Below are 11,842 nucleotides of genomic sequence, written 5' to 3' on the forward strand. Positions count from 1 at the left end.
CTCCTCGTACGGATCTCAGTATGTTGTTGTCAAAGGCGAGGACTTGGCGCCCCACTACCTGCTCTCGAATCACTGGCCCCTCAGCCAGATCGCTGCATCGCAGACCACACTGCCAGTGCCGCCACCGTCTCGCGTACATCGTGCACACGCACTACCGACGCGCCCCGCTCCACCGCGAGCAAGGCGGCGGCCACACTGGGTACCATGCGTTGGCTCACCTCCAGCCCGGTGATCGTGCCCAGCGATGACTTGCGCGACCATCCCGCCAGCAGCGGGTAGCCAGCAGCCAAGAGCTCGGACTGTCGTGCCAGCAACGCAAAGTTCTGTTCCACCGTTTTGCCGAACCCAATGCCCGCATCCAGCAGGATACGAGCCTTTTCGACCCCAAGCGCTAGTAGATTATGCGCCTGCAGCTGCAAAAATGATAGCACCTGGGGCACCACATCTCCCCCCATAGGCGCCTGCTGCATGGTCTGCGGGTCGCGGTGCATATGCATCAGGCACACACCACACTGCGGGTGCGCAGCCACCGCTGCCGCAGCTCCTGGCTGCCGCAGGGCCCAGATGTCGTTGACGATGTCAGCCCCCAGATCCAACACAGCGCGCATGACCTCCGGCTTGTAGGTGTCCACCGAAATCGGGACACCCAGCGCCACAGCCTCACGCACCAAGGGAACGACACGAGACAGCTCCTCATCCAGCGGCACAGCAGGGCTGCCTGGGCGGGTGGACTCACCACCGATGTCCAGGATATCTGCGCCCTCTTTCAACAGCTGTTCGCAATGCCGTAGCGCAGCAGCCGTGGAGCCATGGCGCCCACCATCGGAGAAAGAATCGGGAGTGACGTTGACGATGCCCATGACCTGGGGACGGACCAAGTCAATTGCGAAGCGAGAGGTTTGCCAGATCATGCCGATCACACCCGTGCAGATTTCGAAATAGCGGCTCGACAAAGCATTCCGCAAGAAAAACCGATGGCCCCCATGAAAAACGGGGCACAAGGCCCCGTTCAAACGGCTGGACCGCGAGCCTGGTCAGGCCGCCGTCGGTGCAGTATCCGTGGCTACAGCTGGAGTGCCGCCACTAGAGTTATCACCACCAGAGGGAGGGGTGCGTGGCGTCCAGTCCTTGGGAGGACGAGGTTCCTTGCCCGCCATGATGTCGTCCAATTGCTCGGTATCGATGGTTTCCCATTCGAGCAAGGCCTTGGCCATGGCGTGCATCTTGTCACTGTTCTCTTCGATCAGGCGGCGGGCGAGGTTGTACTGCTCATCGATGATGCGGCGCACTTCCATGTCCACCTTTTCCATGGTCTGTTCGCTCATGGTGGTGGTCTTGGTGACCGAGCGGCCCAGGAACACTTCGCCTTCGTTCTCGGCGTAAACCATCGGCCCCAGGGCATCGGTCATGCCGTAGCGCGTGACCATGTCGCGGGCGATGTGAGTGGCGCGCTCGAAGTCGTTGCTGGCGCCGGTGGTCATCTGGTTCATGAACACTTCTTCGGCAATGCGGCCACCGAACAGCATGCTGATCTGGTTGAGCATGTATTCGCGGTCATAGCTGTAACGGTCCTGTGCGGGCAGGCTCATCGTCACGCCCAGAGCACGGCCGCGGGGAATGATGGTGACCTTGTGCACGGGGTCGCACTTGGGCAGCAACTTGCCGATCAGCGCATGGCCTGACTCGTGGTAAGCCGTGTTGCGGCGTTCTTCCTCGGGCATGACCATGCTCTTGCGCTCGGGACCCATGAGGATCTTGTCCTTGGCCTTCTCGAAGTCCTGCATCTCCACGGTGCGCGCATTGCGGCGGGCAGCCATCAGGGCGGCTTCATTACACAGGTTGGCCAAGTCGGCACCACTCATGCCGGGGGTACCACGGGCGATGATGCCAGGCGCCACATCCTGACCAATCGGGATCTTGCGCATGTGCACGTTCAGGATCTGCTCGCGGCCACGGATGTCGGGCAGCGTCACATACACCTGGCGGTCAAAACGGCCTGGACGCAGCAGGGCGGCGTCCAGAATGTCAGGGCGGTTGGTGGCTGCCACGACGATCACGCCCAGGTTGGTTTCAAAGCCGTCCATCTCGACCAGCATTTGGTTCAGGGTCTGCTCGCGCTCGTCGTTACCACCGCCCAGGCCAGCGCCACGCTGGCGGCCTACCGCGTCGATTTCATCGATGAAGATGATGCAGGGAGCGTTCTTCTTGGCGTTGTCGAACATGTCGCGCACGCGCGCCGCGCCCACGCCAACGAACATTTCCACGAAATCGGAGCCGGAGATGCTGAAGAACGGCACCTTGGCTTCGCCAGCGATGGACTTGGCCAGCAGGGTCTTGCCAGTACCGGGAGGCCCCACCAGCAGCAGGCCACGGGGAATACGGCCGCCGAGCTTCTGGAACTTTTGCGGGTCTTTGAGGAAGTCCACCACTTCCTTGACTTCTTCCTTGGCCTCGTCGCAGCCGGCCACGTCAGCGAACGTGACCTGGTTGTTGTTCTCGTCAAGCATGCGAGCCTTGCTCTTGCCAAAGCTGAAGGCGCCGCCCTTGCCGCCACCTTGCATCTGGCGCATGAAGTACACCCACACGCCAATCAACAGCAACATTGGCCCCCAGCTGACCAAGAGGGTCATGAGCAAGGAGCCTTCCTCACGAGGCTTCACGTCGAACTTGACGTTGTGATTCAGCAGGTCACCCACCAGACCACGGTCCAGCACCGAAGCGTTTGTGCGGATCTTGCGATCATCGGTGGTGACCGCAACAATCTCGCCACCGCTCAGCCCTTCGGGAATGGTGGCGCTTTTGATGCGGTTGTTGCGGACTTCGTCCAGAAACTCGGAATACCCGACGTGGCCTGCACTGGCGCCGCTGCGAGTGTCAAACTGCTTGAACACCGTGAACAGCACCATGGCAATGACCAGCCATACGGCAATTTTTGAAAACCACTGATTGTTCAAGCGGGGCTCCAGTTGCAGGGAACAGAAAACGGACACACTGCCGTCATGGCACGCATGTGCGGCCCATTTTAGGTCTTTCAAGCCACGGGACCAGCTCTATTCCCCCTCACGCCCATGGAATCAGCACGGGCTTTGCAGCCAAAGTTCACGGATTCTTGACCTGAGGCAAGTCTAGACAGGCTGCTTTTTCAGCCCCATGCCCACCAGGAAGGTTTCTGACGACTTGTCGCGCGACGCCTTGGGTTTCAAGGGTTTGACGACCTTGAAGGTCTGCTTGAACAGGGTGACCAGATCGCTGTATCCGCTGCCATGGAACAGCTTGACCACCAGGGCGCCTTCCGGTTTCAAATGGTTGCACGCAAAATCCACAGCCAACTCCACCAAATGCGCAATCCGTGCTGCATCGGCCGACTCGATACCCGACAGGTTGGGCGCCATGTCAGACACCACCACGTCCACCACCCGGCCGTCGAGCGCCTGCTCCAAGCGCTCCAGCACCTCAGGCTCGCGAAAGTCTCCGTTCAAGTAGGTAACGCCTTCAATGGGGTCCATGGGCAGAATGTCCAGCGCAATGATCACCCCGTTGAGTTGCCCCGCAGCGGCGCCAGCGGGCGACATGCGCCTGCGCAGATACTGGCTCCACGCCCCCGGTGTGGAGCCCAGGTCGACCACCGTATAACCAGGCTTAATGAGGCCCAGTTGCTCGTCAATCTCCTTGAGCTTGTAGGCGGCACGGGCGCGGTAACCCTCCTTCTGTGCCAATTTGACATAGGTGTCGTTCACGTGGTCGTTAAGCCACGCCTTGTTCACCTTCTTGCTCTGAGTTTTGACTTTCATATGGCGGTATTGTCTCTCGACAATCGCTGTAGCTGGTGACTTGAAAGCCTTGCCGCACTTGGGAGGTGGAGTCACCCCACCACGGGCCGCAGACATAATACGGGTATGCCCCAAATTCAACTGACTCCTGCCGAGCGCCGGGAACAACGCGCCAATGCCCACCACTTGGACCCCGTGGTCCTGATCGGCGGCGATGGCCTCACCCCTGCCGTGAAGAAGGAAATCGACGCCGCCCTCAACGCCCATGGCCTGATCAAGGTGCGTGTTTTCAACGACGACCGCGTGGCGCGCGAGCTGATGTACCAGGAGCTGACCGCCGAACTCAACGCTGCACCCATTCAGCACATCGGCAAACTGCTGGTGCTATGGCGACCCCAGCCTGTCAAAGAGCGAACCATCGACGAAGACCGGATGCCCGGCCCACGCGATGTCAAGGTGCTGAAGTACAGCAAACGGGGTGGTCAGCGCCCCGAGATCAAGCAGTTGCGTGTGCTCGGCAACCAGCGCCTCACGTCAGGCGGCCAAATCAAGCGCGCCAAGCCCAAGCAAAAATCCATCAAGAAGCGCCAGGCTGACTGATGACCGCTGAAGCAGCATCTGCAACCATTGCAGCACCTGCCGGCATGGCGCCGACGCGCCACATCCTCTGCATGAAATGGGGCACGAAATACGGCCCCGAATACGTCAACCGGCTGTACGCCATGGTGCGCCGGCATCTGAGCGGAGACTTCCGTTTTGTCTGCCTCACCGATGACAGCACCGGAATCCGTAGCGAAGTGCAATGCCTGCCCATTCCTGCACTGGATCTACCGCCCGGCATTCCCGAGCGGGGCTGGACCAAGCTGGCCACGTTCAGCGCAGACTTGCATGGCCTGCGGGGCACCGCCCTGTTTCTGGACGTGGATGTGGTCGTCACCGGCAGCCTGGATGATTTTTTCACCCAGCCCGGCGAATTCCTGATCATTCACGACTACAAACGCCCATGGCGCATCACGGGAAACTCGTCGGTCTACCGCTTCGAGCTTGGCGCCCATCCTGATGTGCTGGCGTATTTTCGCGAACACTTCGCGGAGATCCGCGCACAGTTTCGCAACGAACAGGCCTACCTGTCCGACTTCTTGCACAAGCAGGGCAAGCTGCAATACTGGCCCGCTGCATGGTGCCCCAGTTTCAAGTACCACGGGATACCGCCGTGGCCCACCAATTACTGGCGCGCTCCGTTTGTGCCCGACGGCGCACGCATCGTGATTTTTCACGGGGAATGCAATCCCCCGGATGCGCTGGCGGGGAGACGCAACCGCCGGTTCCGCTACATCCGCCCAGCTACCTGGGTGGCGGAACACTGGCACGAATAGGCGCGGCGGCGGGCAGGCTTGCCCTCAAGAGAAAAGTCTACGCCGCAGTAGGTCTGTCAGCGAGTCGCTTGCCTGACCGTCAATCGCTGGCGGACCGCTCTTCCACTGCCGTGTGCGATCCTGGCCGAAGCGTTTGCCAGAATACTGCCAAGGCGCAGCCCCATTGCACCGCGTACATCACTGTCCCCACGCTGTGCCACAGACGCAAGTCCTGCCGGGCCACAATGCGGGGCGCCACACCAAACTGGTTGAGCAACGCCAGCAGCAGGCCGCCCAGAACGAACAGCATGGCAGCGCGTGCCCACGGATATTGGGTCACCCCATGCCGAGGTCTGGACAGCAGCAGCAGCACCACACAGCACACCACAGCCACCCAGGTTTGCGCCGCAAACAGCCGGGCCGCCATCTGTCCCGCCAGGGAAGGGGATGGCAGATAGGCGAACAACAGCGGCACCACCAGAAAGCCGATGGTGGTGAGACTGCCCCACCACAAGGCCGCCACCAGAACGGGAAGTCGCGGGCGCATGCCCAGCCACATAGCTGCCATCACACCATCACTGGTAGCTGACCGCCACCACTTCATAGCGGCGGATGCCACCGGGGGCCTGCACCTCAGCGGTGTCGCCCTCCTCCTTGCCAATGAGGGCACGCGCGATGGGGCTGGAAATATTGATCAGGCCTCGCTTGAGGTCCGCCTCGTCTTCCCCGACGATCTGGTATTTCACCGTGTCGCCCGACTCTTCGTCCTCCAGTTCGACCGTGGCACCAAACACCACCTTGCCGCCACCATCCACCGCGCTGGGGTCGATGACCTGGGCCACCGAGAGCTTGCCCTCGATCTCCTGAATGCGGCCTTCGATAAAGCCCTGGCGGTCCTTGGCGGCGTCGTAATCGGCGTTTTCACTCAGGTCGCCCTGCGCACGCGCTTCGGCAATGGCCGAGATCACAGCGGGACGCTCCACGGTCTTGAGTCGGTGCAGCTCTTCCTTGAGCATTTCGGCGCCGCGCTTGGTAATTGGAATGGTGGCCATGAGATTGAGTCTCCACAAGTCAAAACGGTGAAAGTGCAATGCACTTCCACCGATCTGTCGCCACGCTGCGCCCCGCAAAACACTGGCGGGTGCACGTGGCACATCTACAAAAGGAAACCGCCGCACGTTGCCGCGCGGCGGTGTTAGTCGGCTGCAATTATGCCGTGTTTGCGGTGGCAAAAGCCACCGCAAAAACCCGGTCAGGCAGCCAGTTGAGCGTGCAGTTCCTGCACGGAATACACGTCGAGTTTGTCGAGGTACTTCATGCCCTCGACGGCCGCCTCGGCACCAAAGATGGTGGTGAAGGTGGTCACGCGGGCCAGCAGCGACGAGGTGCGGATCGCGCGAGAGTCTGCAATCGCATTGCGGCGCTCTTCCACCGTGTTGATGACCATGACAATCTCATTGTTCTTGATCATGTCCACGATGTGCGGACGGCCTTCCGTGACCTTGTTGACCACCACTACCGGGACGCCCGCCTCGGCGATGGCCGCAGCGGTGCCCTTGGTCGCCACCAGGTCGAAGCCGAGCGCCACCAGCTGGCGAGCAATGTCCACCGCACGGGGCTTGTCATTGTTCTTCACGGTGAGGAACACCTTGCCCGACGTCGGCAGCTTGGTGCCCGCGCCCAGCTGGCTCTTCACGAACGCTTCCCCAAAGGTCTTGCCCACGCCCATCACCTCGCCGGTGGACTTCATCTCGGGGCCGAGGATGGTGTCCACGCCCGGGAACTTGACGAAGGGGAACACGGCTTCCTTCACGCTGAAGTAAGGCGGTGTCACTTCCTTGGTGATGCCCTGCGAAGCCAGCGACTGGCCCGCCATGCAGCGCGCTGCGACCTTGGCCAGCTGGATGCCGGTGGCCTTGGAGACAAACGGCACCGTGCGCGAGGCGCGGGGGTTGACCTCCAGCACGTAGATGACGTCCTTGCCATCCACTTCCTGAATGGCGAACTGCACGTTCATCAGGCCCACCACGTTCAGGCCTTCGGCCATGGCAGCAGACTGGCGCTTGAGCTCGTCCACCGTGGCTTGCTTGAGGTAGTACGGCGGCAGCGAGCAGGCCGAGTCGCCCGAATGCACGCCGGCTTGTTCGATGTGCTCCATCACGCCACCGATGAAGGTCTTGCCTTCGGGGTCGCGCAGGCAATCCACATCGCACTCGATGGCGTCGTTCAGGAAGCGGTCCAGCAGCACGGGCGAGTCGTTGCTCACCTTGACGGCCTCGCGCATGTAGCGCTCCAGGTCGCGCTGCTCGTGCACGATTTCCATCGCGCGGCCGCCCAGCACGTAGCTAGGACGCACCACCAGGGGGTAACCCAGCGTGGCGGCCTTTTCCAAAGCCTCGGCTTCGGTACGCGCCGTGGCATTGGGCGGCTGGCGCAGGCCCAGGTCGCCCAGCAGCTTCTGGAAACGCTCGCGGTCTTCGGCCGCGTCGATCATGTCGGGGCTGGTGCCGATGATCGGCACGCCTTCGGCTTCCAGGCCCAGTGCCAGCTTGAGCGGCGTCTGGCCACCGTACTGCACGATCACACCGTGTGGCTTTTCCTTGTCCACGATCTCGAGCACGTCTTCCAGCGTCAGCGGCTCGAAGTACAGGCGGTCGGAGGTGTCGTAGTCGGTCGAAACCGTTTCAGGGTTGCAGTTGACCATGATGGTTTCGTAGCCATCCTCGCGCATGGCCAGTGCGGCATGCACGCAGCAGTAGTCGAACTCGATGCCCTGGCCGATGCGGTTCGGGCCACCGCCCAGCACCATGATCTTTTTCTTGTCCGTCGGCGCAGCTTCGCACTCTTCCTCGTAGGTCGAATACATGTAGGCCGTGTTGGTGGCGAACTCGGCAGCGCAGGTGTCCACGCGCTTGTACACGGGGCGAACGTTCAGCGCGCGGCGTGCTTCGCGCACCGATTTCTCGGTGGTCTTGAGCAGTTTGGCCAGGCGGCGGTCGGAGAAACCCTTCTTCTTGAGCGTGCGCAGCGTGTCGGCATCCAGCGTAGCCAATGCCGCATCACCCTTGTCGGCGGCCAGCTGGTCGAGTTCGAGTTCGATTTTCACGATCTCTTCGATCTGCACCAGGAACCACTTGTCGATCTTGGTGAGGTCGTACACCTCGTCCACCGACAGGCCCATGGCAAACGCGTCGCCCACGTACCAGATGCGCTCGGGACCGGGCTCGCCCAGTTCCTTTTCGAGCACTTCGCGGTCCTGGGTCTTTTCGTTCATGCCATCCACGCCCACTTCCAGACCGCGCAGGGCTTTCTGGAAGGACTCCTGGAAGGTGCGGCCCATGGCCATGACCTCGCCCACAGACTTCATCTGGGTGGTCAGGCGGCTGTCGGCCGTCGGGAATTTCTCGAACGCAAAACGTGGGATCTTGGTGACCACGTAGTCGATCGAAGGCTCGAACGAGGCAGGCGTGGCGCCGCCGGTGATTTCGTTCTTGAGCTCATCGAGCGTGTAGCCCACGGCCAGCTTGGCCGCGACCTTGGCAATCGGGAAGCCCGTGGCCTTGGAGGCCAGCGCCGACGAACGCGACACGCGCGGGTTCATCTCGATAACGATCATGCGGCCGTCCTTCGGGTTGACCGAGAACTGCACGTTCGAGCCGCCCGTGTCCACGCCAATCTCGCGCAGCACCGCGAGCGACGCGTTGCGCATGATCTGATATTCCTTGTCGGTCAGCGTCTGCGCGGGGGCCACCGTGATCGAGTCCCCTGTGTGCACGCCCATCGGGTCCAGGTTCTCGATGGAGCAGATGATGATGCAGTTGTCCGCCTTGTCGCGGACCACTTCCATCTCGTACTCCTTCCAGCCGAGCAGCGACTCTTCAATCAGCAACTCGTTGGTGGGCGAGGCTTCCAGGCCGCGCTTGCAGATGGTCTCGAACTCTTCGGGGTTGTACGCAATGCCGCCGCCGGTACCGCCCAGCGTGAAGCTGGGGCGGATCACGGTGGGGAAACCCACGGTCTTTTGCACGGCCCAGGCTTCGTCCATGCTGTGGGCGATGCCGGAGCGCGCGGAGCCCAGACCGATCTTGGTCATGGCGTCCTTGAACTTTAGGCGGTCTTCGGCCTTGTCGATGGCTTCGGGTGTGGCGCCGATCAACTCGACCTTGTACTTGTCGAGCACGCCGTTGCGCCACAGGTCCAGCGCGCAGTTCAGCGCAGTCTGGCCGCCCATGGTGGGCAGGATGGCGTCGGGGCGTTCCTTGGCAATGATCTTCTCGACCGTCTGCCAGGTGATGGGCTCGATGTAGGTGACGTCGGCGGTGGCCGGGTCGGTCATGATCGTGGCAGGGTTGCTGTTGATCAGGATGACCTTGTAGCCTTCTTCACGCAGGGCCTTGCAGGCCTGCACGCCGGAGTAGTCGAACTCGCAGGCCTGGCCGATGATGATCGGGCCAGCACCAATGATGAGGATCGATTTGAGGTCTGTGCGCTTTGGCATTATTTCTTCTCCATCAGCGCGGTGAAGCGGTCAAACAGGTAGGCGATGTCGTGCGGGCCGGGCGATGCCTCGGGGTGGCCCTGGAAGCAGAACGCAGGCTTGTCGGTGCGCTCAAGCCCTTGCAGCGTGCCGTCGAACAGGCTGATGTGCGTGGGGCGCAGCGTGGCGGGCAGCGAGGCCATGTCCACGGCAAAGCCGTGGTTTTGGCTGGTGATGCTCACGCGGCCGTTGTCCAGGTCCTTCACCGGGTGGTTGGCACCATGGTGGCTGTTGTCCATCTTGAAGGTCTTGGCGCCGCTGGCCAGTGCCATGATCTGGTGGCCCAGACAGATGCCGAAGGTGGGCACGCCTGCATCAACGATCTGGCGGGTGGCTTCGATGGCGTAGTCGCAGGGCTCTGGGTCGCCAGGGCCGTTGGACAGGAACACACCGTCCGGCTTCATGGCCAGCACGTCGGCCGCGGGCGTCTTGGCGGGCACCACGGTGAGCTTGCAGCCACGTTCGGCCAGCATGCGCAGGATGTTCTTCTTGACGCCGAAGTCGTATGCCACCACGTGGAAGCGCGGGGCAGCCTGTGTGCCATAGCCTTCGCCCAGCTTCCACTCGGTCTGGTCCCAGGTATAGGTCGCAGGGGTGGTCACCACCTGGGCGAGGTCCAGACCCTTCATGCTGGGCGCGGCCTTGGCAGCCGCCAGGGCTTCGTCGATGCGCGCCTGCGTCACAGCCTCACCAGCCGCCAGGCCCAGGATGGCGCCGTTCTGCGCGCCCTTGTCGCGCAGCAGGCGGGTGAGTTTGCGGGTGTCGATGTTGGCAATGGCCACCGTCTTCTCGCGCACGAGGTACTGCGAAAGCGTTTCGGTGGATCGGAAGTTGCTGGCCAGAAGAGGCAGGTCTTTGATGATCAGGCCTGCAGCATGGACCTTGTCGGCTTCGATGTCTTCCGCATTGACGCCGTAATTGCCGATGTGCGGATACGTCAGGGTGACGATCTGCTGGCAGTAGCTGGGGTCGGTGAGGATTTCCTGGTAGCCGGTGATGGCGGTGTTGAACACCACTTCACCGACCGTGGTGCCGGTGGCACCGATCGAGTTACCGATAAAGACCGTGCCGTCTGCGAGCGCCAGGATGGCGGGCGGGAAGTTTCCCTTGAGAGACAAAAGCACTGGGTTCTCCGGATGGTTACGGTCGCCCGGCGCCTGCAGACCACTCGCACACTCGAAGCGCGATGGTGCCAATGGCTGCTCTCAGATGGGTTGTTGCTTTGGGTGCGGTCGGGCGACGCTGTTGCGAGAAAAGCTCCCGATTATACCTTCCGTCGCTGACACCTCCGCAATGCACGCCTTGCATAACCCTGATACCAACGTCTATGAGCTGCAGGACCAAGACTCACCCCGAGCGCCCATGGCACCGCGGCGGGCGCGGGCAGGCTCAGCGCCCTGCTCCGCTCGCGTGCAGGCAGATGGCCGCAGCCGCCGCCACGTTCAGCGACTCCTCGCCACCGGGCTGGGCGATGCGGATGCGCAACGAAGCCCTATCTTCCAGAGCCGGGCTGACGCCCTGCCCTTCGTGGCCCATCACCCAGGCGCAGGGCCAGGGCAAGGCAGCACGATGCAGGAAGTCGCCCGCATGCGAGCTGGTGACCAGCAGCGGCACCTGCAGCGCGGCAAGATCATCCAGCGCCAGCCCCTCGATCAGGTCCAGCGCGAAATGCGCCCCCATGCCAGCCCGCAAGACCTTGGGCGACCACAGCGCGGCACTTCCCTTGATGGCGGCCACCTGGCGGAACCCGAACGCCGAGGCGCTGCGCAGGATGGAGCCCACATTGCCCGCGTCCTGCACCCTGTCCAGCACCACGGTGGCGGCATCGGGACGGAGTGACGCCGGTGCGGGCAGGTCCAGGATGAAGCCCATCGCGGCGGGCGACTCCAGCCCGCTCACGTCCGCAAACAGTGTATCGGCAAGGACTATGAATTTTGTAGCTGCACCAGCATATTCCACCTTCGCTTGCGGCCAAAAAGACTCCGAAAACACCGCCACCGATGCCCGCAGCCCCCGTGCGAGCGCAGCGCGGCACAAATGATCGCCTTCAAGCCAGACACGGCCCTGCTTGCGGTACGCCGTCGTATCCTGGGCCAAACGGCGCAAATCCTTGACGAAGGTGTTATCGCGGGAATGGATGGCGGTCACGGACGAGGAGGTCATGGCAAATTTTCAGCGCG

At 62.2% G+C, this 11,842-nt stretch carries 10 protein-coding genes; 2 read left to right on the top strand and 8 right to left on the bottom strand.

The genetic code is table 11. The features are described from left to right. Positions 1 to 80: 80 nt before the first annotated feature. From folP to ACTJKQ_RS20775, 3 genes are all read right to left on the bottom strand, one after another. Entirely contained in the window at positions 81 to 911 is an 831-nt protein-coding gene (folP, locus tag ACTJKQ_RS20765) for a dihydropteroate synthase (RefSeq protein WP_056743713.1), read from the bottom strand. A gap of 123 nt (positions 912 to 1,034) precedes the next feature. After that, entirely contained in the window at positions 1,035 to 2,954 is a 1,920-nt protein-coding gene (ftsH, locus tag ACTJKQ_RS20770) for an ATP-dependent zinc metalloprotease FtsH (RefSeq protein ID WP_056067227.1), read from the bottom strand. A gap of 171 nt (positions 2,955 to 3,125) precedes the next feature. Continuing rightward, positions 3,126 to 3,791 carry an RlmE family RNA methyltransferase gene (locus ACTJKQ_RS20775; protein ID WP_056067225.1) on the bottom strand — a complete coding sequence of 222 codons (666 nt, stop codon included), beginning with the start codon at positions 3,789 to 3,791 and terminating at the stop codon, positions 3,126 to 3,128. Positions 3,792 to 3,896: 105 nt separating this feature from the next. On the opposite strand from ACTJKQ_RS20775, the gene ACTJKQ_RS20780 reads away from it, so the two are divergent. Both ACTJKQ_RS20780 and ACTJKQ_RS20785 read left to right on the top strand, forming a co-directional pair. Further along, complete coding sequence (locus ACTJKQ_RS20780) at positions 3,897 to 4,370, top strand: YhbY family RNA-binding protein (protein WP_056067223.1); 474 nt, start codon at positions 3,897 to 3,899, stop codon at positions 4,368 to 4,370. A gap of 44 nt (positions 4,371 to 4,414) precedes the next feature. Beyond that, positions 4,415 to 5,146: a glycosyltransferase gene (locus ACTJKQ_RS20785; RefSeq protein ID WP_369882150.1), complete on the top strand. Its 732-nt coding sequence runs from the start codon at positions 4,415 to 4,417 to the stop codon at positions 5,144 to 5,146. 79 nt (positions 5,147 to 5,225) lie between these two features. On the opposite strand, the gene ACTJKQ_RS20790 is transcribed toward ACTJKQ_RS20785, so the two are convergent. The 5 genes from ACTJKQ_RS20790 to ACTJKQ_RS20810 form a co-directional block, all read right to left on the bottom strand. Next, positions 5,226 to 5,672 carry a DUF4149 domain-containing protein gene (locus ACTJKQ_RS20790; RefSeq protein ID WP_288852765.1) on the bottom strand — a complete coding sequence of 149 codons (447 nt, stop codon included), beginning with the start codon at positions 5,670 to 5,672 and terminating at the stop codon, positions 5,226 to 5,228. Positions 5,673 to 5,700: 28 nt separating this feature from the next. Continuing rightward, positions 5,701 to 6,177 (bottom strand): transcription elongation factor GreA, encoded by a 477-nt coding sequence (gene greA / locus ACTJKQ_RS20795; RefSeq protein ID WP_056067220.1) that lies wholly within the window; start codon positions 6,175 to 6,177, stop codon positions 5,701 to 5,703. Positions 6,178 to 6,377: 200 nt separating this feature from the next. Continuing rightward, positions 6,378 to 9,623 carry a carbamoyl-phosphate synthase large subunit gene (gene carB / locus ACTJKQ_RS20800; RefSeq protein ID WP_116749504.1) on the bottom strand — a complete coding sequence of 1,082 codons (3,246 nt, stop codon included), beginning with the start codon at positions 9,621 to 9,623 and terminating at the stop codon, positions 6,378 to 6,380. Then, a complete protein-coding gene (carA, locus tag ACTJKQ_RS20805; protein WP_056067215.1) occupies positions 9,623 to 10,786 on the bottom strand; it encodes a glutamine-hydrolyzing carbamoyl-phosphate synthase small subunit in 1,164 nt (387 codons plus the stop codon). Before carA ends, carB begins: the two co-directional genes overlap by 1 nt. Before the next feature lie 265 nt (positions 10,787 to 11,051). Further along, positions 11,052 to 11,825: a TrmH family RNA methyltransferase gene (locus tag ACTJKQ_RS20810; RefSeq protein ID WP_440597947.1), complete on the bottom strand. Its 774-nt coding sequence runs from the start codon at positions 11,823 to 11,825 to the stop codon at positions 11,052 to 11,054. Between the last annotated feature and the right edge of the window lie 17 nt (positions 11,826 to 11,842).

Origin of the sequence: Acidovorax sp. 22279 (assembly GCF_052045435.1) — a bacterium.
Classification (GTDB): Bacteria; Pseudomonadota; Gammaproteobacteria; order Burkholderiales; family Burkholderiaceae_C; genus Acidovorax; species Acidovorax delafieldii.

Bases quoted from the DNA above. Each gene is read 5' to 3' on its own strand.
- ACTJKQ_RS20780 (WP_056067223.1), top strand. From the start codon at position 3,897: ATGCCCCAAATTCAACTGACTCCTGCCGAGCGCCGGGAACAACGCGCC.
- ACTJKQ_RS20775 (WP_056067225.1), bottom strand. From the start codon at position 3,791: ATGAAAGTCAAAACTCAGAGCAAGAAGGTGAACAAGGCGTGGCTTAAC.
- carB (WP_116749504.1), bottom strand. From the start codon at position 9,623: ATGCCAAAGCGCACAGACCTCAAATCGATCCTCATCATTGGTGCTGGC.
- greA (WP_056067220.1), bottom strand. From the start codon at position 6,177: ATGGCCACCATTCCAATTACCAAGCGCGGCGCCGAAATGCTCAAGGAA.
- folP (WP_056743713.1), bottom strand. From the start codon at position 911: ATGATCTGGCAAACCTCTCGCTTCGCAATTGACTTGGTCCGTCCCCAG.
- ACTJKQ_RS20790 (WP_288852765.1), bottom strand. From the start codon at position 5,672: ATGCGCCCGCGACTTCCCGTTCTGGTGGCGGCCTTGTGGTGGGGCAGT.
- ACTJKQ_RS20785 (WP_369882150.1), top strand. From the start codon at position 4,415: ATGGCGCCGACGCGCCACATCCTCTGCATGAAATGGGGCACGAAATAC.
- ACTJKQ_RS20810 (WP_440597947.1), bottom strand. From the start codon at position 11,825: ATGACCTCCTCGTCCGTGACCGCCATCCATTCCCGCGATAACACCTTC.